Origin of the sequence: Lentzea alba, assembly GCF_047445655.1 — a bacterium.
GTDB classification, from domain to species: Bacteria; Actinomycetota; Actinomycetes; order Mycobacteriales; family Pseudonocardiaceae; genus Lentzea; species Lentzea alba_A.
The window spans coordinates 1-20,980 of the sequence record NZ_JAJAEG010000041.1 but is presented as its reverse complement, the minus strand read 5'-3'; the positions used below and the strand labels follow the sequence as shown (position 1 = coordinate 20,980).

At 67.5% G+C, this 20,980-nt stretch carries 21 protein-coding genes and 6 tRNA genes; 20 read left to right on the top strand and 7 right to left on the bottom strand.

Going from position 1 to position 20,980, the window contains the following annotated elements; all coding sequences use genetic code 11:
* Window positions 1–16 precede the first annotated feature (16 nt).
* A complete protein-coding gene (locus tag LFM09_RS43490) occupies window positions 17–877 on the bottom strand; it encodes a serine/threonine protein phosphatase (RefSeq protein ID WP_414102481.1) in 861 nt (286 codons plus the stop codon).
* A complete protein-coding gene (mptB, locus tag LFM09_RS43485) occupies window positions 874–2,409 on the bottom strand; it encodes a polyprenol phosphomannose-dependent alpha 1,6 mannosyltransferase MptB (protein ID WP_414102480.1) in 1,536 nt (511 codons plus the stop codon). The genes LFM09_RS43490 and mptB overlap by 4 nt, the downstream gene beginning before the upstream one ends.
* A gap of 130 nt (window positions 2,410–2,539) precedes the next feature.
* On the opposite strand from mptB, the gene LFM09_RS43480 reads away from it, so the two are divergent.
* The 16 genes from LFM09_RS43480 (at window position 2,540) to LFM09_RS43405 (ending at window position 11,689) form a co-directional block, all read left to right on the top strand.
* Window positions 2,540–3,223: a helix-turn-helix transcriptional regulator gene (locus LFM09_RS43480; RefSeq protein ID WP_414102535.1), complete on the top strand. Its 684-nt coding sequence runs from the start codon at window positions 2,540–2,542 to the stop codon at window positions 3,221–3,223.
* A complete protein-coding gene (gene sufB, locus LFM09_RS43475) occupies window positions 3,220–4,674 on the top strand; it encodes a Fe-S cluster assembly protein SufB (protein WP_414102479.1) in 1,455 nt (484 codons plus the stop codon). Before LFM09_RS43480 ends, sufB begins: the two co-directional genes overlap by 4 nt.
* 1 nt (window position 4,675) lies before the next feature.
* Window positions 4,676–5,833 (top strand): Fe-S cluster assembly protein SufD, encoded by a 1,158-nt coding sequence (sufD, locus tag LFM09_RS43470; protein ID WP_414102478.1) that lies wholly within the window; start codon window positions 4,676–4,678, stop codon window positions 5,831–5,833.
* Window positions 5,830–6,144: a non-heme iron oxygenase ferredoxin subunit gene (locus LFM09_RS43465; protein WP_414102477.1), complete on the top strand. Its 315-nt coding sequence runs from the start codon at window positions 5,830–5,832 to the stop codon at window positions 6,142–6,144. The genes sufD and LFM09_RS43465 overlap by 4 nt, the downstream gene beginning before the upstream one ends.
* 33 nt (window positions 6,145–6,177) lie before the next feature.
* Window positions 6,178–6,951, top strand: coding sequence for a Fe-S cluster assembly ATPase SufC (gene sufC / locus LFM09_RS43460; RefSeq protein WP_414102476.1), 774 nt, complete (start codon window positions 6,178–6,180; stop codon window positions 6,949–6,951).
* A 26-nt stretch (window positions 6,952–6,977) separates the two neighbouring features.
* Complete coding sequence (locus LFM09_RS43455) at window positions 6,978–8,255, top strand: cysteine desulfurase (RefSeq protein ID WP_414102475.1); 1,278 nt, start codon at window positions 6,978–6,980, stop codon at window positions 8,253–8,255.
* Window positions 8,256–8,257: 2 nt separating this feature from the next.
* Window positions 8,258–8,698 (top strand): Fe-S cluster assembly sulfur transfer protein SufU, encoded by a 441-nt coding sequence (sufU, locus tag LFM09_RS43450; RefSeq protein ID WP_414102474.1) that lies wholly within the window; start codon window positions 8,258–8,260, stop codon window positions 8,696–8,698.
* Window positions 8,699–8,736: 38 nt separating this feature from the next.
* Complete coding sequence (locus tag LFM09_RS43445; RefSeq protein WP_414102534.1) at window positions 8,737–9,087, top strand: metal-sulfur cluster assembly factor; 351 nt, start codon at window positions 8,737–8,739, stop codon at window positions 9,085–9,087.
* Window positions 9,088–9,386: 299 nt separating this feature from the next.
* Window positions 9,387–9,455: transfer RNA gene (locus LFM09_RS43440), tRNA-Trp, on the top strand.
* 22 nt (window positions 9,456–9,477) lie between these two features.
* Window positions 9,478–9,550 (top strand) — tRNA-Gly (locus tag LFM09_RS43435).
* A gap of 8 nt (window positions 9,551–9,558) precedes the next feature.
* Window positions 9,559–9,632, top strand: a tRNA-Leu gene (locus tag LFM09_RS43430).
* A gap of 1 nt (window position 9,633) precedes the next feature.
* A tRNA-Leu gene (locus LFM09_RS43425) sits at window positions 9,634–9,706 on the top strand.
* Between the two features lie 93 nt (window positions 9,707–9,799).
* A tRNA-Ile gene (locus LFM09_RS43420) sits at window positions 9,800–9,877 on the top strand.
* 1 nt (window position 9,878) lies between these two features.
* Window positions 9,879–9,953: transfer RNA gene (locus tag LFM09_RS43415), tRNA-Val, on the top strand.
* 15 nt (window positions 9,954–9,968) lie between these two features.
* Window positions 9,969–10,421, top strand: a complete 453-nt coding sequence (locus LFM09_RS43410; RefSeq protein ID WP_414102473.1) for an NUDIX domain-containing protein — start codon at window positions 9,969–9,971, stop codon at window positions 10,419–10,421.
* A 95-nt stretch (window positions 10,422–10,516) separates the two neighbouring features.
* On the top strand, window positions 10,517–11,689 hold the full coding sequence (locus tag LFM09_RS43405) for an endonuclease/exonuclease/phosphatase family protein (RefSeq protein ID WP_414102472.1): 1,173 nt from the start codon (window positions 10,517–10,519) through the stop codon (window positions 11,687–11,689).
* 1 nt (window position 11,690) lies between these two features.
* Here the strand turns inward: LFM09_RS43405 and LFM09_RS43400 are convergent, their stop codons facing one another.
* Window positions 11,691–12,101, bottom strand: coding sequence for a CBS domain-containing protein (locus LFM09_RS43400; RefSeq protein WP_414102471.1), 411 nt, complete (start codon window positions 12,099–12,101; stop codon window positions 11,691–11,693).
* A 148-nt stretch (window positions 12,102–12,249) separates the two neighbouring features.
* Here LFM09_RS43400 and LFM09_RS43395 point away from each other — a divergent pair, with 148 nt between their 5' ends.
* The 3 genes from LFM09_RS43395 to LFM09_RS43385 are packed head-to-tail and all read left to right on the top strand — an operon-like array spanning window position 12,250 to window position 15,442.
* On the top strand, window positions 12,250–13,530 hold the full coding sequence (locus LFM09_RS43395) for a prenyltransferase/squalene oxidase repeat-containing protein (RefSeq protein WP_414102470.1): 1,281 nt from the start codon (window positions 12,250–12,252) through the stop codon (window positions 13,528–13,530).
* Window positions 13,527–14,624, top strand: coding sequence for a cytochrome P450 (locus tag LFM09_RS43390; protein WP_414102469.1), 1,098 nt, complete (start codon window positions 13,527–13,529; stop codon window positions 14,622–14,624). Before LFM09_RS43395 ends, LFM09_RS43390 begins: the two co-directional genes overlap by 4 nt.
* Window positions 14,612–15,442, top strand: a complete 831-nt coding sequence (locus tag LFM09_RS43385) for a UbiA prenyltransferase family protein (RefSeq protein WP_414102468.1) — start codon at window positions 14,612–14,614, stop codon at window positions 15,440–15,442. The genes LFM09_RS43390 and LFM09_RS43385 overlap by 13 nt, the downstream gene beginning before the upstream one ends.
* Here LFM09_RS43385 and LFM09_RS43380 read toward each other — a convergent pair.
* The 4 genes from LFM09_RS43380 to LFM09_RS43365 form a co-directional block, all read right to left on the bottom strand.
* The gene (locus LFM09_RS43380; protein ID WP_414102467.1) at window positions 15,439–16,239 is read right to left on the bottom strand and encodes an SAM-dependent methyltransferase; all 801 of its coding nucleotides are present in this window, start codon (window positions 16,237–16,239) and stop codon (window positions 15,439–15,441) included. The genes LFM09_RS43385 and LFM09_RS43380 overlap by 4 nt on opposite strands.
* Before the next feature lie 75 nt (window positions 16,240–16,314).
* Complete coding sequence (locus LFM09_RS43375; RefSeq protein WP_414102466.1) at window positions 16,315–17,451, bottom strand: glutamate--cysteine ligase; 1,137 nt, start codon at window positions 17,449–17,451, stop codon at window positions 16,315–16,317.
* Between the two features lie 82 nt (window positions 17,452–17,533).
* Window positions 17,534–19,207 carry a GGDEF domain-containing protein gene (locus LFM09_RS43370; RefSeq protein WP_414102465.1) on the bottom strand — a complete coding sequence of 558 codons (1,674 nt, stop codon included), beginning with the start codon at window positions 19,205–19,207 and terminating at the stop codon, window positions 17,534–17,536.
* A gap of 171 nt (window positions 19,208–19,378) precedes the next feature.
* The gene (locus tag LFM09_RS43365) at window positions 19,379–20,338 is read right to left on the bottom strand and encodes a lycopene cyclase family protein (RefSeq protein ID WP_414102464.1); all 960 of its coding nucleotides are present in this window, start codon (window positions 20,336–20,338) and stop codon (window positions 19,379–19,381) included.
* Window positions 20,339–20,348: 10 nt separating this feature from the next.
* Here LFM09_RS43365 and LFM09_RS43360 point away from each other — a divergent pair, with 10 nt between their 5' ends.
* Window positions 20,349–20,807: a nitroreductase family deazaflavin-dependent oxidoreductase gene (locus LFM09_RS43360; RefSeq protein WP_414102463.1), complete on the top strand. Its 459-nt coding sequence runs from the start codon at window positions 20,349–20,351 to the stop codon at window positions 20,805–20,807.
* The last annotated feature ends 173 nt before the right edge of the window (window positions 20,808–20,980 follow it).

The following is a 20,980-nucleotide window of genomic DNA, read 5'->3' as shown; positions in this document are numbered from 1 at the left end:
CGCCGAAGGGATGTGGTTACTGGCCCGATCGACCCAGCAACCGGTCGTAGAACGCGGTCGTCCGCTCGGCGACCGGAGCCAGTCTGGCCAGCACGTCCACATCCGCGTGCGGCCTCTTCGCGAGGAAGTGCCACAGGTACATCGCGGCGAGTTCCTCGTCGTGGTCCACGTGCTGGCGCGCGAACTCCCGCTCGGCGTCCGACAGGTCGAACCGCGGTGACGTGACCAGCCCGAAGTCGACCAGGTAGGCCTGCGTGCCGTCCGTGCGCATGTTCCCGAGGTGCACGTCGAGGTGCAGCAGTTCGCGCGACCGCAGGAACGCCACGATCTCGGCGAGCTGCCGTTCGACCTCGGCCGCCCGCCCTGCGGGGTCCTCCTCCAACCAGTCGGTCATGGCCAGGGGGATGTGGTCGAAGAACAGCACCAGGCTGTGCCCGGCGGCGGCCAGCTCGGTGAACCGGGTGCGGATCTGGTGCGAACCACCCAGTCGTGCGACCGCCTGGTCGACGTCGGCCAGCAGCTCGGCCACCGGCGCCCGGCCCGGCAACACCCGGAAGTGGTGCAGCAGCGGGAAACCCGACGCTTCGCCGGCGAGCACGGCCTCGGTGACGATCTGGTTCGCGGCCAGCTCACGCCATGCCGAGAACCCAGGCGAGCCGATGCCGTACTGGCACACCACTGGTAGCTCGAACAGGTTCTCCGTGGAGAAAGGACGCTCCAGCTCCCGCCGCGTCAACGGCACGCGCTTGGCGAACACCGGCACGCCCTCGACGTCGACCAGCACCGACCCGCCACCCACACCCGAGCCCAGTTCCTCGCCGTTCGCCAGCAGCGCCACGAGCTCAGCGTCGGACCGTTGCTCGAACCAAGCCCTCACGCGGCGGGGTCGGGCTTCAGGAACTGGCCGACCCGCTTGCGCGCGATCAGCACGCACACGGCGAACGTGATCACCGCGCCCGCGACCGCCTGCGGCACCGTGTAAGCCCGCCCGTCGAAGGCGGACCCGGTGGGCGGCAGGATGATCGCGATGATCGCCGAGGTCACCGCGGCGAAGATCCGGAACTTCGGGCCGACCACGGCCGTGGCCAGCGGAAGTGCCGCCCACAGCACGTACCAGGGCTGCAGCACCGGCCCGAGCACCAGGATGGCGCCGAGCGACGCGCCGAGGCCGTTCATCGCCTTGATCCGGCCCTTGAAGCTGCGCCACAGCAGCACGACGGTGAGGACCACGGAGATGCCCTGGCCGAGCAGGCGGGCCACCGCGACCATGGACTCGGTGTGGTTGCCCAGGCCCAGCAGGATGCCGGTGCCGGCGCCGAGGAAGGCCAGGGCGGTCGGCGGTGACATCCACGACTTCACGGCCTCGGCGACGTTCAGCGTCTCGATCCACCCGAACCCGAACCCGGTGCCGAGGCAGATCACCACCACCCCGACCACGGCTATCACGGTCATGATCCCGGCCACCAGAGCGAGGTCCTTGATCCGGCCGCCGAGCTTGCGCGCCACCAGCACGCCGAGGAAGCCCAGAGCCGCCATCGCGGGGATCTTCACCATCGCGCCGCACACGATGATCGCGGCGCCTCCCGTGATCCACCACCACTTCAACGGTTCCAGGCCGCGCATCGCCAGCTCCAGGCCGACGAGCATCAGACCCAGCGCGAGGCCGTCGTTGTGGACGCCGATGACGATGTGGAAGAGCACCAACGGGTTCAGCGCGCCGAGCCACAACGCGCCGACCGGTGGCACGCCGAACCGGGCGGCCAGCCGCGGCAGCGCCCACACGATCATCGCCAGGCCGCACAACACGAGCAGCCGGTGCACGAACACGCCGGACACGACGTGGTCGCCGGTGATCATCGCGGTGACCCGGCCGAACGCCAGGAACAGCGGGCCGTACGGCGCTGGCGTCTCACGCCAGATGTTCGGCACACCGCGCGTGAGGATGTGGTCGATGCCCAACGCGTTCGCCGGCCCGAGCTCGTACGGGTCCAGGCCGCGCGCCGCGATCTCGCTCTGCGCCAGGTACGAGTACACGTCGCGCGAGAACATCGGCACGCAGAAGACCAGCGGCACGGTCCACATCAGCAGCGTGCGGTCCATCTGGCTGCGCGACACCAGCCGAGGACGCCCCGGCCGCACGAACCGTCCCAGGGCCAGCCAGGCCGAGACGATCATGAAGATGCCGGTCCAGACGACCCCCATCGCGACTGAGGGCATCCGCGAGAAAAGCCCGAGAACAGGCACGCCGTAGAGCGGCGAGTAGATGGGGGCGGCCCCGCCGCCGAGGGATCCGACGGTCAGCAGCAGCGCTCCGATGGTGCCCCAGCGACGGACGATGTCCAGCTGACGACGCTCTCGACCGTTCAAGAGGTCGCTCTCCGGAGTCACAGCTCCGCCGTTCGTGGGCATGCCAGGAGGGTATCTAGCCCGACTCAGCCGTGAGTCAGGTCACCCTGTGACCGCGATCTTTGCTACCTCCGGCGAAATACGCAACACTGGTGTTGTGAAAAACGCTGAGACCCATCTTGACGCCGTGCCGATGCACGACGGCAAGACTCGGCGTGCTGTCGCCAGGCTCCTGTTGGAGCAGGGCCCGGTCACCGCGGCGAGCATCGCCGAGGAGCTGGGTATCAGCCCCACGGCTGTGCGCCGTCACATCGACGCACTGCTCGCGGACGGCGAGGCGACCACGAGGGACGCACCCCGCCAGACCCAACGCGGTCGTGGCCGTCCCGCGAAGCTCTTCCTGCTCACTGACGCCGGACGCGCCCGGTTCGGCCACGCCTACGACGACCTCGCGGTCGCCGCGATCAGGTTCCTCGCGCAGACAGGTGGCGAGGAAGCGGTCAAGGCGTTCGCACAGAGTCGTGTCGACGCACTCGTCGAGGGGCACCGTGCGGCGATCGTGGCCCAGGCCACACCCGCCGAACGGGCCAAGGCCCTTGCGACCGCGTTGACCAGGGAGGGCTACGCTGCGTCGGCACGTCACGTCGGCGTGGGCGAGCAGTTGTGCCAGCACCACTGCCCGGTAGCCCACGTGGCTGCTGAGTTCCCCCAGCTGTGCGAGACCGAGACGGAAGCTTTCGCGAATCTTCTCGGTTCACACGTACAGCGCCTCGCGACGATCGCAAGCGGCCATGCCGTGTGCACGACGCACATCCCGAACGTACAAACCGGCTCTGCCGGAAAGCTCATCCCAGATGATGGAGGGGAGCCCGCATGACTGCCGCTGCCGAGCAGCGCACGCCCACCACGGTGCAGTCTCCGCTCACGCAGGAAGAGACCATCGCGTCTCTCGGCAACTACGAGTTCGGCTGGGCCGACTCCGACGTTGCCGGCGCGAGCGCCCGCCGAGGAATCAACGAGGACGTCGTCCGCGACATCTCGGCGAAGAAGGACGAGCCCGAGTGGATGCTCGAGTACCGGTTGAAGGCGCTCAAGCTCTTCGACCTCAAGCCGATGCCGAACTGGGGCGCCGACCTCTCTGGGATCGACTTCGACTCGATCAAGTACTTCGTGCGGTCCACCGAGAAGCAGGCTCAGAGCTGGGAAGACCTGCCTGAGGACATCAAGAACACCTACGACCGGCTGGGCATCCCCGAGGCGGAGAAGCAGCGCCTCGTCGCCGGTGTCGCGGCTCAGTACGAGTCCGAGGTGGTCTACCACCAGATCCGCGAGGACCTGGAGCAGCAGGGCGTCATCTTCCTGGACACCGACACGGGCCTGAAGGAGCACCCGGAGCTCTTCAAGGAGTACTTCGGCTCCGTCATCCCGGCCGGTGACAACAAGTTCTCCGCGCTGAACTCCGCGACCTGGTCCGGTGGCTCGTTCATCTACGTGCCGAAGGGTGTCCACGTCGACATCCCGCTGCAGGCCTACTTCCGGATCAACACCGAGAACATGGGCCAGTTCGAGCGCACGCTGATCATCGTCGACGAGGGTGCGTACGTGCACTACGTCGAGGGCTGCACCGCGCCGATCTACTCGTCCGACTCGCTGCACTCGGCCGTCGTCGAGATCATCGTGAAGAAGGGCGGCCGCTGCCGCTACACGACGATCCAGAACTGGTCGAACAACGTCTACAACCTGGTCACCAAGCGCGCCAAGGCCGAAGAGGGCGCGACCATGGAGTGGATCGACGGCAACATCGGTTCCAAGGTGACCATGAAGTACCCGGCCGTCTTCCTGATGGGCGAGCACGCCAAGGGCGAGGTCCTCTCGATCGCGTTCGCGGGCGAGGGCCAGCACCAGGACGCCGGCGCGAAGATGGTCCACCTGGCTCCGCACACCTCTTCGACGATCATCTCGAAGTCGGTGGCGCGTGGCGGTGGCCGCACGTCGTACCGCGGCCTGGTCCAGGTCAACAAGCGGGCGCACCACTCGAAGTCCACGGTGAAGTGCGACGCGCTGTTGGTCGACACCATCAGCCGCTCGGACACCTACCCGTACGTCGACGTCCGCGAGGACGACGTGCAGATGGGTCACGAGGCCACGGTCTCGAAGGTCTCCGAGGACCAGCTGTTCTACCTGATGTCGCGCGGCCTCAACGAGGACGAGGCCATGGCGATGATCGTGCGCGGGTTCGTCGAGCCCATCGCGCGCGAGCTCCCCATGGAGTACGCCCTCGAACTGAACCGCCTGATCGAACTGCAGATGGAAGGGGCCGTCGGCTGACATGGCCGCCCTGTCGACTCAACCTCACTCCCACGGTGCCGTCGTCCCCGTCACCTCTCGCGCGGAGCACTTCACGTCCTACGACGTGAACGCGTTCGAGGTGCCGGGCGGTCGTGAGGAGATCTGGCGCTTCACGCCTCTCAAGCGTCTTGCCGGTCTGCACTCCGGCGCTGCGGCAACGGGTTCCGCTGCCGTCGAGGTGAAGGCATCCGAAGGTGTCACCGTCGAGACCGTGGGTCGTGACGACTCGCGGCTCGGCACCGCCGGCGTTCCCGGTGACCGCGTCGCGGCGCAGGCGTACTCGTCCTTCGAGAACGCCACCGTCGTGACGCTGCCCGGTGACGCCAAGTCCGAGCCGACCACCGTCACGGTGACCGGTCCGGGCGCGGGCGCCGTCGCGTACGGCCACATCCAGGTCAAGGCCTCGCTGCACGCCGAGGGCACCGTGATCCTGGACTTCCGCGGTTCCGGCGCGTACGCGGACAACGTCGAGTTCCTCGTCGCGGACGGCGCGCACCTCACGGTGATCACCATCCACGACTGGGCCGACGACGCCGTGCACGTCTCGCAGCACCACATGAAGCTCGGTCGTGACGCGACCCTGCGGCACACGGTCGTGACGCTGGGCGGCGACGTCGTCCGGGTCACCCCGGTCGTGCAGTACGCGGGCCGCGGCGGCGACGCGGAGCTGTTCGGTCTGTACTTCGCGGACGCGGGACAGCACCAGGAGCACCGGCCGTTCATCGACCACGCGCAGCCCAACTGCCGCAGCAACGTCGTCTACAAGGGCGCGCTGCAGGGCGAGGGCGCGCACGCGGTGTGGATCGGCGACGTGCTGATCCGCGTGGCGGCCGAGGGCACCGAGACGTTCGAGCTGAACCGGAACCTGATCCTCACCGATGGTGCGCGTGCCGACTCGGTGCCGAACCTGGAGATCGAGACCGGCGAGATCGAGGGTGCGGGCCACGCCAGCGCCACCGGCCGGTTCGACGACGAGCAGCTGTTCTACCTGCAGGCGCGCGGTATCCCGGAGGAGCAGGCACGTCGTCTCGTCGTGCGCGGCTTCTTCCAGGAGCTGATCGCGAAGATCGCTGTGCCCGAGGTGCGCGAGCGCCTCGAGGCCGCCATCGAGGCAGAGCTCGAGGCGGTCGGCACGTGATCAAGGTGTGTGCACTGTCCTCATTGGACGACCGCAAGCCGTTCGCTGCCACCGTCGACGACGTCGACGTGGTGCTGGTCCGCGACGGCGAGCGGGTGCACGCACTCGCTGATCTGTGTTCGCACGCCGCGGTGTCGCTGAGCGAGGGCGACGTTTCCCGCAAGGGGATCGAGTGCTGGTTGCACGGGTCGTGCTTCGACCTGGAGACCGGCAAGCCCTCCTCGCCGCCCGCCACCGAACCGGTCGACGTCTACGCCGTCGACATCCGTGACGGCGACGTGTTCGTCGACGTCACCGTCACCACGAACTGACTTCTAGCTACACCACCAGGAGAACGGCAAGTCATGGCCACCCTTGAGATCAAGGACCTGCACGTCTCGGTCGTCAGCGAGGACGCTCCCAAGGAGATCCTCAAGGGCGTCGACCTGACGATCAAGGCGGGCGAGACCCACGCCATCATGGGCCCCAACGGCTCCGGCAAGTCCACGCTGTCGTACGCGATCGCCGGTCACCCGAAGTACACGATCACCTCGGGCTCGGTCACGCTCGACGGCGAGGACGTCCTGGAGATGTCCGTCGACGAGCGCGCCCGTGCTGGCCTGTTCCTCGCGATGCAGTACCCGGTCGAGGTCCCCGGCGTCTCGATGTCGAACTTCCTGCGCACCGCCGCCACCGCCGTTCGCGGTGAGGCCCCGAACCTCCGCCACTGGGTGAAGGAGGTCAAGGGTGCGATGGCCGACCTCGACATCGACCCGGCGTTCGCCGAGCGTTCGGTGAACGAGGGCTTCTCCGGCGGTGAGAAGAAGCGCCACGAGATCCTGCAGCTGGGCCTGCTCCAGCCGAAGATCGCGATCCTCGACGAGACCGACTCCGGTCTGGACGTCGACGCGCTGCGCGTCGTGTCCGAGGGCGTCAACCGCTACAAGGCCTCCGGTGAGGTCGGCGTCATGCTGATCACGCACTACACCCGGATCCTCAAGTACATCGAGCCCGACTTCGTGCACGTGTTCGCGAACGGCCGCATCGTCGAGTCCGGTGGCCGTGAGCTGGCCGACGTGCTCGAGGCTGAGGGTTACGTGAAGTACACCGGTTCGAAGGAAGCTGCGGCACTGTCCTGACGTTGCAGGTGTTGAGAGGAGGCGCTGTGACCACCACCGCAGCACCACTGGATGTGACCGCTCTTCGGGCGGACTTCCCGATCCTGTCTCGCACCGTTCGTGACGGGAAGCGCCTGGTCTACCTGGACTCCGGCGCCACCTCGCAACGCCCGACGCAGGTTCTGGACGCGGAGAAGGCGTTCCTGCAGCAGCACAACGCTGCTGTGCACAGGGGCGCCCACCAGCTGGCGGAGGAAGCGACCGACGCGTACGAGGGTGCGCGTCAGCGCATCGCGGACTTCGTCGGCGCCGACTTCGGCGAGCTGGTGTTCACCAAGAACGCCACCGAGGGGTTCAACCTCGTGGCGTACGCGATGGGCAACGCCGCGACCTCGGGTCCCGAGGCCGCGCGGTTCGTCGTGGGTCCCGGCGACGAGATCGTCGTGACCGAGATGGAACACCACGCGAACCTCGTGCCGTGGCAGCAGCTCGCTTCCCGCACCGGCGCGACGCTGAAGTGGTTCACGCTCACACCGGACGGTCGTCTCGACCTGTCCGATGTGGACAGCGTGATCACTCCGCGCACAAAGGTCGTGGCTTTCACACACCAGTCGAACGTGACCGGCGTGATCAACCCGGTCTCGTTGCTGGTCGCAGCGGCGCAGAAGGTCGGCGCTTTGACGGTGCTGGACGCGTGCCAGTCCGTTCCGCACGGCCCGGTGAACTTCCACGAGCTGGGCATCGACTTCGCGTCGTTCTCCGGTCACAAGATGCTCGGCCCTTCCGGCATCGGTGTCCTTTATGGACGTCGTGAGCTGCTGGAGGCGTTGCCTCCCTTCATCACCGGCGGCTCGATGATCGAGCTGGTGAAGATGGAGGGGTCGACGTTCGCGCCGCCGCCGCAGCGCTTCGAGGCCGGTTCGCCGATGACGTCCCAGGCCGTCGGTCTGGGTGCCGCGGTGGACTACCTCTCGGTCGTCGGCATGGAACGGATCCACGCGCACGAGCACGCGCTGACCGTTGCCGCGCTTGAAGGTCTTTCGGCCGTGCGTGGTGTCCGCCTGCTCGGCCCGGCCGACGCCGTGGACCGCGGCGGCGCCGTGCCGTTCGAGATCGAGGGCGTGCACCCGCACGACGCCGGCCAGGTCCTGGACAGCCTGGGCATCGCCGTCCGGGTCGGCCACCACTGCGCGTGGCCGCTGCACCGCTGCCTGAACGCGCAGTCGTCGGTGCGCGCGTCGTTCTACCTGTACAACACGCTGGACGAGGTCGACGCTCTGGTGGACGGCGTCCGCGAAGCGCAGAAGTTCTTCGGGGTGGCCTAGAAATGCAGCTCCAGCAGATGTACCAGGAGATCATCCTGGACCACTACAAGAACCCGCACGGCCGCGGCCTGCGGGACCCGTTCGACGCGGAGTCGTTCCAGGTCAACCCGACCTGTGGCGACGAGGTGACGCTGCGGGTCCTGGTGCGCGACGACGTGGTCCAGGACGTCTCGTACGACGGCCAGGGCTGCTCGATCAGCCAGGCCTCGACGTCGGTGTTGACCGACCTCGTCGTGGGTAAGCCGGTTCCTGAGGCGTTTGCCAAGATGGACGCGTTCGTCGAGCTCATGCAGGGCCGCGGCCAGGTGGAGCCCGACGAGGACGTCCTGGAGGACGGCATCGCCTTCGCCGGCGTAGCGAAGTACCCGGCACGCGTGAAGTGCGCGCTGCTGGGCTGGATGGCGTTCAAAGACGCAGTAGCACGAAGCCAGGGAGCAGCATGAGCACCGAGTCGGAAGAGGTCGTTCGCGGCGCGGAAGGCATGCCGGTCTTCGAGCCCAAGGCCGATGTAGCCGCACTGGACGACGTGGAAGAGGCGATGCGCGACGTCGTCGACCCAGAGCTCGGCATCAACGTCGTCGATCTGGGCCTCGTCTACGACATCCACATCGACGAGAAGAACGTCGCCACGATCGACATGACGTTGACGTCGGCGGCCTGCCCGCTGACCGACGTCATCGAGGACCAGACCCGAGCGGCCCTGACCGGCGGCACGGGCGGCGGCCTCGTGTCGGACTTCCGCATCAACTGGGTGTGGATGCCGCCGTGGGGCCCGGAGAAGATCACCGACGACGGCCGCGAGCAGCTGCGCGCGTTGGGCTTCACCGTCTGAGTTCTCAAGGTTTGGAACGGCGCGCATCCACCGGGTGCGCGCCGTTTTTCTTTGGTTCAATAAATGCGTTGCGACCACTCGCCAGGGTCGCATAGCTTGATCCCATCATGAACGACAGAGATCAACCGGAGGAAGACATGGTCACCAAGGCTCAGCTCGCGGGTTGGCGAATTCTCGCCTTCCTCGCCGGTTGCCTCCTGGTGCTGGCGTGGGGTTCCAGGCCATGACCTCGTAGCAGGTCAAGACCTCGGAGCCGCCAAGGGGAAACCCCGGCGGCTTTTTCTTTGTCCTGCCTCGATACCGGCGAGCTTCGGAAGCGGAACGGATTCCAAACCCGTTTCCCGAGGGTTCGACTCCTTCCGCCGGTGCTGCCCAACTGAACAAAACAATGCGGTCGTGGTGAACTCGGCGGACACGTCGGTCTTCCAAACCGAAGCAGAGGGTTCGATGCCCTCCGGCCGCTCGCAAGATGTGGATCTAGCCCAACTGGCAGAGGCACATGGTTGAGGGCCATGACAGTCGGGGTTCGACTCCCCGGATCCGCACGCCCTCGTAGCCCAACGGGAGAGGCAACGCGCTCAGAACGCGTCCAGTCCAGGTTCGAATCCTGGTGAGGGCACCGCACAACTGAACACCGATGGGGGACGCGCCGGTGCGCAGACGATCCTTGCAAGATCGCCGGGGAGGGTTCGACACCCTCGTCTTCCACTTTCGCCCCGTAGCTCAGTCCGGTCAGAGCGTCCGCCTGATACGCGGTAGGTCCCAGGTTCAATTCCTGGCGGGGCGACCAACCTCTGGTAGCTCAGCGGGAGAGCGTCTGCCTTACAAGCAGAGGGTCCCAGGTTCGAATCCTGGCCGGAGGACCAAGGTACAAAGGGGCTGTGGATCACCGCAGCAGAGCGATCTCCGCCGCCGGCGCGCTGTTCTTCGACACGGCGGGCCGCATCCTCCTCGTCGAACCGACCTGCAAACCGAACTGGGACATCCCCGGCGGCATGGTCGAGAAGGGCGAGACCCCGAGCGAGGCGTGCCGCCGCGAGATCGCGGAAGAGCTCGGCCTGCACCGGGAACCGGGCCGGCTCCTGGTCGCCGACTGGGCGCCGCACCGCGACGACGACCGGATCCTGTTCATCTTCGAGGGCGGCACGCTCACCACGTCCGACGAGATCCGCCTCCAGGCCTCGGAACTCAAGTCCTGCGAGTGGGTCACCCCGGCGGAAGCGGCCCGACGCCTGATCCCCAGGCTCGCCCGCCGGGTGGCCGAGGCACTGCTCGCTGTGGAATCAGGCGAAACCCGTTACCTGGAACACGGCGTCAGTAGCCCGAACAAGTGAGGTTGACTACGACATACGGGTGATCGATGTAACTGTCAGTTATACGCGGCCGAAGGACGAGTACGACCCACAAGCCGCGAATCGAGGACGTCGCCATGGCCGTCCGACTTGCCACGTACAACGTTGAGAACCTCTTCCTGCGCGCCAAAGCGCTCAACACCTCGACGTGGCAGGACGGTCAGCCTGCCCTTGAGGCGTGGGCGCGCTTCAACGCGTTGGCCGCGAACAGCGTCTACTCCCAGCAGGACAAGGCGCAGATGCTCGACGACCTCCAGACGCTCAAGATCATCCGAAAGACCGTGAACGGCCGGGTGCTGAACTGGGAACCGTTCGACGCCTGGGCCCTGCTCCGCGAGAACAAGGGCGACTTCATCAAGCAGCCGAAGAAGGGCGACGCGGTGATCGTCGCCACCGGCCGCGACGATTGGATCGGCTGGGCCGAGCTCATCACGGAGAACGTGGACGAGGTGGCCGCCCGCATGACGGCCAAGGTCATCAGCGAGCTGGCGGCCGACGTGCTGTGCGTCATCGAAGCGGAGAGCCGCCCCGCCCTGGTCCGCTTCAACGACGAACTGCTCGGCGGCCACTACGGCCACGCCATGCTGGTCGACGGCAACGACCCCCGCGGCATCGACGTCGGCTTGTACTCGACGCTCGCGATCGACATCCGCGCGGTGTCCAGCAACGTCGACGTCATCGACGAGGAGGACCCGAAGCGCGGCCTGCTGTTCAGCCGCGACTGCCCGGTCTACCGCCTGAGCCTGCCGGACGGCGACGAACTGGTGCTGCTCGTCAACCACCTGAAGAGCCAGTCGCGCAGCACGAAAGACGACCCGGACATCCGCCGCACCAGGCAGAGCAACCGCGTCCGAGCCATCTACGACGAGCTGCGCGACCAAGGCGCCGAATACGTCGCCGTGCTCGGAGACCTGAACAAGGGACCCAAGCCAGACGGTCAGCAACCCACTTTGGAGGCCCTGGTCGGCCCCGGCAGTCCGCTCGTCGACGCGACGACGATCGGCGGCTTCGACCTCGGGCCACGTCCGGGCACCTTCGAGGCGTGCTCGCTCGCCAACCGGCTGGACTACATCCTGATGTCGCCGGAGCTGGCGGCGCGGGCGACGGGCGGTGGGATCTTCCGCAAAGGCTTGTGGGGCAACCCGAAGAACAAGAAACCGCCGCGTGACTGGAAGGTCTACGACGAGATCACGAACGCGGAGCAGTCGGCATCGGACCACGCCGCGGTGTGGGTCGATCTGGACCTGTGAGTCAGGCGTACACCCGCTCCACGAACAAAGCCAGCTGATCCTCCGGCAGGTGCCGAGCGAGATCCGCCTCCGACACCATCCCGACCAACTGATCGTTCTCGATCACCGGCACCCGCCGGATCTGGTTCGCCTCCATCGTCCGCAGCACGTGCGCCAACGAGTCCCCGGCCTCCACCCAGTGCACGTGGCACCCGAACTCGCCGCACCGGGTCGCGGCCAGATCCAACCCGGCAGCCACGGCCCGCACCACGATGTCGCGATCGGTGATGATCCCGAGCAACCGGTCGTCGCGGTCGCAGATCGGCAACGCGCCGACGTCGAGGTCCCGCATCATGCGGGCGGCCGCGACGAGGCTCGCGTCCTCGTCGACGCACCGCACCCCGGGGTGCATGATCTCGCGTGCTGTGGTCACAACCCACCTCCCGGTCCTCAGCATCCGCCCGCCTAAACCACCCTGCAGAGTGGTCCTCTGAACGGCCTAAACCCTTGCGGGCTCAACGGTCCAAAGTGCTACTCTCTGTGGTCCTACGGTTACGCAGTTGCTATCTCCGGGGGCCGCGATGAGGCTGTTAGCGCAACTGACCGACGATCCGTGGGGCGGCGTTTCACCGTCTGTGTACGAGACCGGCAGACTCGTCGCACTCGCACCGTGGCTCACCGGGCACGACGCCAGAATCCGCTACCTGGAAGCGACCCAGCACGCCGACGGCACCTGGGGCGGCCCCGGTGAGTACGCGCTCGTCCCCACCCTGAGCGCGGTCGACGCGCTCGGCGACCGCACCGCGGCGCGCAAGGGGCTAGAAGCGCTGCGCCGGCTCCTGAACCGGCCGGTCACACTGCCGGACACCGTCGCGGTCGAGCTCATCGTGCCCGCGCTCGCGGAGAGACTCGGCCTGCGCACGTCACTGGATCCGCGCCCGCTGCACGCCCTCCGGCAACGCCCGCTGCCCGCGAAGCTCTGGCACACCCTGGAAATCTTCGGCCCGCGCCCGGAGGTGACGATGACGAACGGCATCGTCGCGGCCAGCCCGGCAGCGACCGCGGTCCAGCTCCAGCACCCCAGACCGGGCAAGAGCCTCGACTACCTCGAAGCGGTCCAAAGAAGACACAGAGGTCCGGTGCCCGCAGGCGTCCCGGTCCCGCTGTTCGAACGCTCCTGGATCATCGTCGCCCTGAGATCCGCCGGGCTGGACGTCCCGGACGCGATGGCCGACCACATCAGCGCCGTGTTCAGCGAAGAAGGCGCGGCCGGCGGACCTGGACTCCCTCCAGACGCCGACGACACCGCCACCGCACTGCACGCCCTCGCGTTGTGCGGCAGCCCCAGGTCCACCGCACCCCTCGACCGTTACCGGGAAGCCCGCCACTTCGCCTGCTTCCCCCACGAGCGCACGCCGTCGACCAGCACGAACGCCCACGCCCTCCAAGCGTTGCGAGGCCACGACCGGCAGCTCGAAGAGTGGTTGCGGGACATGCAGGAGCCCGAAGGCTTCTGGCGCGACAAGTGGCACGCTTCGCCCTACTACGCCACCGCATGCGTGACGAACGCCTTGAAGGGCAACGAAAAAGCCGTCGAGTGGGTACTGAGGACACAACGCGACGACGGCTCGTGGGGCAGATGGGAAGGCACCTACGAGGAGACGGCGTACGCCATCCGCATCCTGTCGCACTCCCAACGAGACGTGAGCAGGGCGATGGTCCGCGGCGCGAAGTTCATGCAGGACTGGGGAGACCAACCGCATCCGCCGCTGTGGCACGACAAAGACCTTTACACGCCAACGAGAATCGTCGCTGCGGAAGGCAAGGCCGCGCTCCACCTCACCTGCGTGGGGTGCCGATGAACCGCACCGAGCTGAGGTTCGCGCTGCGGTTGATCCCGTTCCTGGACTCGGTGGAGGAGTTCGAGGACGGCCTGGTCAAGCTCGGGGACCGGCGCTGGCTGGTGTGGCACCCGGACGTGATGACCGCGCTGTTCCGGCACGACCGCGACCTGCGGCATCCGCCGAGCCGGACGCTGAGTCCGTTGCTGGGCAACCGTTCCGTGCTGTGGCTGGACGGCGCCGAGCACACCGCGTACCGCCGCACGCTCGCACCGATGTTGCGCGGCGCCCGGTATCAGGCGTTGATCGACGAGATGGTCGAACGCTCGATCGCCGAACTGCCCAACCACCCCGTAGGTCTCTCCGAGTGGACCAGAAAGCTGACCCTGAGAATCATGGGGCGCATCGTCTTCGGCGTGGACGACGACGAGCTGCTCGCCGCGTTCACCCGCTGGCTGGACCGGCGTCTCGGCAGCCGCGTGCGCACCCTTGCGCACCGCTACCTCGGCCGCGGCACCACGAGGTTCGACCCTCACCTCGATGAGATGCTGTTGCACCGAGCCAAAACAGCCGAGCCACCCGCGCTGGCCGCTCATCTGCCACCGGAAGACCTGCGCGACCAGGTGGTCTCACTGCTCTTCGCCGGCCACGAGACGACAGCGAGCGCCACGGCCTGGACCGTGTTCTGGATCGACCGCACGCCGGGACTGGCAGACCAGATCCTGGAAAACGATGCCCTGCTCGACGCCACGATCGCCGAGTCGCTCAGGTTGTCCCCACCCGCGACGCTCGCCGGCAACCGGATGAGCGCCGACGGCATGGTGATCACCCCGAGCATCTACCTCGCGCACCGCCGTGCCGCGACCTACGAGAACCCGCACGTCTTCGACCCCACCAGGCAACCGCCGCCACCCGGTGCGTTCTTCCCGTTCGGCGGGGGAGTGCGGCACTGCCCCGGAAAGGACCTGGCGCTGCTGGAGATCCGCATGATCGTCACGGCGTTGCTGCGGCGCCGACGCATTCGGCTCAACACCACGACCTGCACACCCCAGCTGCGGGGCGCCGCGATGGCGCCGCCGCCGAGCCTCGCGATGGAGGCCACTTGCCGGCGCTGACCTACCTCCACCGCCTGGAACACCCCTTCGGCGTGCACTACGCGTGCTGCGCCGCGTGGGGTGCTTGCTACGCAACGAGATTCGACCTCGCCGTGGTGATCGCGGTGCTGGCGAACTTCGTCGCGATCATCTCCGGCAACCCGCTCAACGCCTACGCCGACGTCCGCAACGACATCCACACCGCCGAAAAACGCCATCTGGCCCGGGCCGTGCAGGAGATCGGCACGAACAAGGTCCTCGCGCTGGCGATCTTCGAGATGATCTTCGCCCAGGCGCTGGCGATCGCCGTGTCGTGGCGCGTGGCGATCGGCGTCGGGCTGATCCTGGTGCTGTACCTGGCGTACAACCTCGAACCGATCCGGCTGAAGCGACGCGGTTATTCCGGCCCGGTGGTGCTGGCGATCGCCGCCGGGCTGTTGCCGAGCATCACCGCCTATGCGGCAGCCGGGGGACAGGCGGACCCCGCGGTGTGGCTGGTCTTCTCCGGCGTCGCCGCGCTCGCGACCGGCCGGGCGCTCTGGTGGGCCGTGCCGGACCGCGCCGGCGACGCGCACGTGGGTTCCAGAACACCCGCGGTCGTCTACGGCACAAGACATGCGGTCAACGCGACCACACAGCTCACCGTGGGCGGGCTGCTGCTGGTCGGCGGCGGCTTGTGGTTCCGGTTCGGGCCGATGTGGGCCGCGGTGGGCGTTGCCGCGTGCTCGGCGTTCCTGTTCGCGCGCGACCTGCCGACGGCACGACAGCAGCTGCGTTACGGCATGTCGATGGCGGTCGTCTCGACGATCGTGCTCGCGTCGATCCCGTTGCTGGCCTAGATCTTGCGCGCCAGACCGCCGCAACCCTGGAAGTTCTCCGGATTGCGGTCCTGGACCTCGCCGGGATCCGGTTCCCACAACGGAATCGGCACCACGCCCGGCGACTGGATCTCCATGCCGTCGAAGAACTGCACGACCTGCTCCGGGTACCGGAACGTGAAGGTGGGCAACGGCTGATCCCCGTACATCGCGCCGAAGAGCCCCACGGCGGCCAGCATGAACGGGTCGCGACACGTGTGCGAGAGCCCGAGATAGCTGCCGGGCTCCAGCGCGTCCATGTACTTGGCCAGCACCTTGTGCGGTTCGGCCTCGTCCGGGACGAAGTGCAGCACGTCCAGCACCAGCACCGCGACCGGCTCGGACAGGTCCAGCGTCGTGCGGACCTCCGGCGAGTCCAGCACCTTCTCCGGGTGGCAGAGGTCCGCGCACAGGTACGAGACCTGCGGGTTGTCCGCGATGATCTCGCGGCCCTCGCTCGCGACCGCCGGATCGATGTCCACGTACACCACGCGCGCGTCCGGCGCGACGAGGTGCACGTTGTCCGCGGTGGGCAGGCCGGAGCCGAGGTCGATGAACTGCCGCACGCCCAGCGAGGTCAGTCGTCTGACGACTCTGCCCAGGTACGAGCGGTGCGTGCGGCACAGGTACGGCAGGTGCGGCGCCGCGGACACGAGGTGGGCCGCCAGTTCCTGGTCGGCCTCCGTGTTGTGGGTGCCGCCGAGCCAGTAGTCCCTGACTCGCGCGGTGTTGGGTTTCTCCGGCCCGTTCACTCCCGGTGCCCAGATGGGGGTGGCCACGGGGACTAATTACCGGATACGGGCTTGGAGGCACACCAAGCAAACGCGAGATTTACCCGATCGAGTGAATGCCACTTACACGGGCGCAGTCTGTGCGACCAGGAATCCCACGACGTCGTCGAGCCTGCCGCGCCGTGCGAACGCCCTTCGTTGGCGCGCCGCACCCGTGCCGTCGAGCAGCAACCGGTCCACGCCGTCGCTGACCATCTCGTAGTCGCCGGAGAACTCCAACGCCGGCCGCACCCACCGCAGCAGCGACGCGGCGATCGTGGACGCGGGCGTCGGTGCGCCGGTGACCGGGTCGATCCCGAAGCCCTCCAGGCCGTCGCGCGCGGCCCGCCACATCGCGACCTTCAGCAGGTGCGGCGGGATCGGTGTGGGCGCGACGCCGGAACTCAGTGCGGTGGCAGCGATCGCGCGCACCAGCGCGGCCAACAGGACGGCTTCCTCGACCGTAGGCGCGACGTCACTCACCCGCAGTTCCAGCGTGGGGTGGCGGGCGGACAGCCGGACGTCCCAGTAGAGCATCCCGGCGTCCATCGCCGCGCCGCTCGCGACGATCTCCTCCCGTGCCGCGTAGTACTCGGCCGCGGAGTCGAAGTGCGGCGGCGCACCCGAAGTGGGCCAACGGTTCCAGACCACGTAGCGCCAGCTCGCGTAGCCCGTGTCGCCGTCGAGCCAGTACGGCGAGTTCGCGCCGAGTGCGAGCAGCGTCGGCAACCACGGCCGCAGGTGGTTGCTCACGAAGATCTTCGACTCGTCGTCGGGCAGCCCGATGTGCACGTGGCAGCCGCAGATCGCGAGGTCGTTGGTGAGCGCGCCCATCTCCTGCGCCATCCGGTGGTAGCGCGGGGAGTTCGTCAACGGCGTCGGCATCGTGAGGCCCAGCACGGGCGTCCCGGTCGCGGCGAGCCTGGCGTCGTGGCGCGCGGCCCGTTCGATCAACGCTTTCCGCGCCACGGCAAGCTCGTCGCGCAGCTCGTTCATGTCGGTGCAGATGCCACTGGCCGATTCCACCTGGTACTGCGCGATTTCCTGCTGCAGGTCGACCTGGTAGCGGTCGGCGCCGGTGAGGACCTCGTTGGCGCGATTGGCCAAATGCCCGGTGGACGCCTCCACGAGAACGAATTCTTCTTCCACCCCAACGGTGAGGAGGCCGTCCATGCTCGTGCGTTGCGCGGGTACCGCCTGAGTTCTGCTGCCGACCTGCACGCCGAACCTCCTGTGCGCTGAGTAGCGACCTCGATGCTATGAGTGATCAGGTCGTCGCACAGGAGGCGTTTGGTTGTACTTGTTAACCCACCGCGCGTTGCTCGGCACCACGCAGCACGTCACGTCGTTCGGTACCGGGACGGCCCATCACCCAGCTCGACCCGGCGAGCGACTTCGCGTGCTCCTTGACCGGTGCCAGCAACCGCGACACCTCGCGATACGACCCCACTGACCCCGCGGCACAGATAAGGGTCGCAAGAGAGAGGGTGATGTGTCGTCCTTCTGCCGTGTACGGCTTGTCCAACAAACGGGCACTTAGCGGCACCGTTTCGTCAAGCCCCGCCAGAATCAGGAAGTCGTCCCCTCCGACGTGCCCGACCTGCACCCCGGGGAACGCGTGCGCGAGATCCGCCAGGTCGTGCCCGATCTCGCGGATCAGATCGTCGCCGGCCGCGAACCCGACCGTGTCGTTGACCAGCTTGAAGCTGTCGACGTCCAGCCAGGACACGGCGAAGATCTCGCTCTCACCGATGCGCCGCTCGACTTCCTTCGCGATCGCGTCACTGCCGGGCAGCCGCGTGAGCGGGCTCAGCGCCGCCGCCTGCTCGACCTTGAGCTCGGCAACACCCCTGACCACGTCCGCAACGCGCACAACACCCATGCACCGCTCGTTGTGGTCCACGACAATGAGGTCGTCGTTGGTGCGCTCACGGTTCGCGTGCGCCACCACGTCCAACAGATCGAGCGCCGACGACTCGGTGCCGATGATGTGCGGCTTGTCCGCGAGCCGTGCAGCCTCTCTCTTGGCGTGCAGCGCGTGCCCGTACGGCCCGGTGACCGCGAGCAGGAACCGGTTGCGGTCCACCGACCACTTCGGCCGCCCCTCGTCGTCCACGAGCACGACACCGGTGACCGTCGGCTGGTTCGCCAGCACCTCGCGCACCTCTTCGCTGGTGGCGTGTTCATGCAGCGTCGTGGCGGGATGCAGGAAGTCCGTGACCCGCGGTCCCGCGTGGCGCCGGATCTCCCCGGTCTCCGTGACGGCCTCGGGCGCGATGCGAGCGTTCACCGCCGGCCTGCGCTGCGGCGGCGCAAGCATGTTGCCCTGCGCATGCCCAACACCGAGCTTGCGCAGGTACGTCAGCTCCGCCTCGGTCTCCACACCCTCGGCCACGACCTGACCGCCCGTGTACTCCCCGAGGTGCACCAACGACCGCACCAACGCACCCCGCGCGGGATCGTTGGGCAACGTGCGCACGATCTCGCGGTCGAGCTTGACGAAGTCCGGCGCCGCACTGGTCAGCAGCCCGAGGGGCACATCACCCTCGCCCACGCAGTCCAGCGCGATCCGGAAGCCGTTGTTCCGCAACGTCTGCAGCCCGCGCGCGAGCCTGTTCCGGTTGGCGCGCGAGTACGGCTCACCAACCTCGATCACGATGCTGTCCGGGGTCCTGCGCGCGTCGCGGAGAGCGCCGTAGAGGGGCGCCATGACCTCGGGCTTCTCCGCCACCGTGATCGCCAGGAGGTTCACGTGCAACGGCAGCATCAGGTCGAAGTCCGCGGCGCTCCTGATGGCGCGGCACGCGAGTCCGACATCGGCATTGGTCAGCAGTCTCGCCTGGAAAGCCGCCTGCAACAGGTCCTGCACGGTGCCGTCGTGGGGCCGGGCGAGAGCCTCTACCGCGACGACGCCGCCGGTGTTGAGGTTGAACAGCGGCTGGAATGCGAATCTGACGTCATCCAGCAATGCGGGCACATCTCAAATCGTGCAGGTGCGAACGACTTGCACCAAGGGGGTTAACCAGGTGTTCACGAGGTTGGCGACGACGCGCCATGGCTTGGTCGCGGTGGGTGACAAGCTGTTCACGCTGGGCTTTTGGGGTGGATCGACTTCGAAGGCGGCTAGGCCGTTCGGCTGGTGGGTCCGCTACCCCACCAGCTTCGCGCGTAGCCGCCACGGCGCGCGGCGGAACAACGCGGTCATGGCTGCCATGGTGCCGGTGACGTCCTCACGGCCCGAGAGGTAGGCGTACTGCAGGTCGGCGTCGAGTCGGAAGAACAACTCGAAGAAGTCTCTGGTCTCGTCGGCGTCCAGGCGGAGCAGGGCTTCGAGGCCGAACCGTCTTAGTGCGTGCACGATGCGCGCCTTACGCGACCAGATGACGTGCATCGGGTCCTCGCCGGCCTTGATGGCCTGGGCGACGCGTGGTGCGAGCGCGAGAGAGGTAGCGACGCTGTAGCCCGTGGCGGGGTGGATGAAGCCTGCCGCTGCGCCGAACGCGAGGCCCTTCTCTCGTGGGGCGTCCAGGGGGAAGCGGACGCGTTCCTCTCGTGGACCGACTTCTGCGCGTGTGTGGAGGCGGCGGCGGAGTTCGCTAAGTGGCATGCCGGGGCGGCGGGCCAGACAGGTCTCCTCGATGAGGACCTTTCCGTCGCCGAGAGGGACCGTGTAGAGGAACGTGTCGTCGTTGCGCCAGTCCATCAGCGTGGTCTCGGTGCTGTCCGACTCGATGACGGTGCCTACGGCCGTTTGTTCCGCACGGCCCTTGCGCGCGCCTGTGGCCTTGAACGTGTAGCGGGCGGTTGTGCGGTGTTGAAGCACCGTCACGGTTGAGGGCAGCTCGTGCAGGCGTGCGTTGTCGAGGACGACGTACGTGCGTGGGATTGCGTGTTCGGTGCGCGCGTAGGCGCGGACGGTCGTGCTGACGGACCTCGTTGGGGTGTTCGGTGGGAGCTCGTCGGCCCAGGCGCCGTAGGTTGCGGTCCAGATGCGGTGGGGATGGCGGTCGACGATGGCCGTGTCGAGGCCCGCTTGTGCGCAGGCGCGGGCCAGGGCGCGGCCGGCTGGGCCGCCACCGATCACTTGCACGTCGAACACAAGGGCCATGATTGACGGTGTGGCCAAGACCTACCGTTCGACCCTCATCCGCCGTGTCGGCAACGTCGTCATCAGTGGCGCCGTGAAGCTCGGCGTCGGTCCCTCCTACTACGTGCTGCTGTCCATTCGTGGGCGGCGCAGTGGTGCGGAGCGCACGATCCCCATCCGGTTGATGAAGCACGACGGGCAGGAGTGGTTCGTCGCGCCGTACGGCGTTCGCGACTGGGTGCGCAACGCACGGGCAGCTGGCGAGGCGGTCGTGCGAAGGGGACGTAGGTCACGTCAAGTTCGTTTGGCGGAGGTTTCCGCGGCCGTTGCGGCGCCCGTGTTGGCCGCTTATGTGCGCAAGGAGCCCGTGACTAGGCCTTTCTTCGACGCACGCGTTGGTGACCCGGTCTCGGCGTTCGAGGCGGAGGCTGACCGGCATCCGGTCTTCCAGGTGTTGAACGCGCAGGTCAGTGGCGGTTCTGACGCTTAGGGGACCCCCGATTTGGAGATCGAAAGTGCCCCGTGTAATGTTCTCCAAGTCAGAGCGACACGGGCCGGAAAACAAGCCGGAACGTCCCTGACAACACAAGCCCCGGAAGTAACCAGCGAAAAGCTGGCGTGACTGCGGTGTGCGCGTGTTCTTTGAGAACTCAACAGCGTGCC

Coding starts and splice junctions, on each gene's coding strand:
- mptB (WP_414102480.1), bottom strand. CDS start 2,409: ATGCCCACGAACGGCGGAGCTGTGACTCCGGAGAGCGACCTCTTGAAC.
- LFM09_RS43480 (WP_414102535.1), top strand. CDS start 2,540: ATGCACGACGGCAAGACTCGGCGTGCTGTCGCCAGGCTCCTGTTGGAG.
- sufB (WP_414102479.1), top strand. CDS start 3,220: ATGACTGCCGCTGCCGAGCAGCGCACGCCCACCACGGTGCAGTCTCCG.
- sufD (WP_414102478.1), top strand. CDS start 4,676: ATGGCCGCCCTGTCGACTCAACCTCACTCCCACGGTGCCGTCGTCCCC.
- sufC (WP_414102476.1), top strand. CDS start 6,178: ATGGCCACCCTTGAGATCAAGGACCTGCACGTCTCGGTCGTCAGCGAG.
- sufU (WP_414102474.1), top strand. CDS start 8,258: ATGCAGCTCCAGCAGATGTACCAGGAGATCATCCTGGACCACTACAAG.
- LFM09_RS43445 (WP_414102534.1), top strand. CDS start 8,737: ATGCCGGTCTTCGAGCCCAAGGCCGATGTAGCCGCACTGGACGACGTG.
- LFM09_RS43405 (WP_414102472.1), top strand. CDS start 10,517: ATGGCCGTCCGACTTGCCACGTACAACGTTGAGAACCTCTTCCTGCGC.
- LFM09_RS43395 (WP_414102470.1), top strand. CDS start 12,250: ATGAGGCTGTTAGCGCAACTGACCGACGATCCGTGGGGCGGCGTTTCA.
- LFM09_RS43390 (WP_414102469.1), top strand. CDS start 13,527: ATGAACCGCACCGAGCTGAGGTTCGCGCTGCGGTTGATCCCGTTCCTG.
- LFM09_RS43365 (WP_414102464.1), bottom strand. CDS start 20,338: ATGGCCCTTGTGTTCGACGTGCAAGTGATCGGTGGCGGCCCAGCCGGC.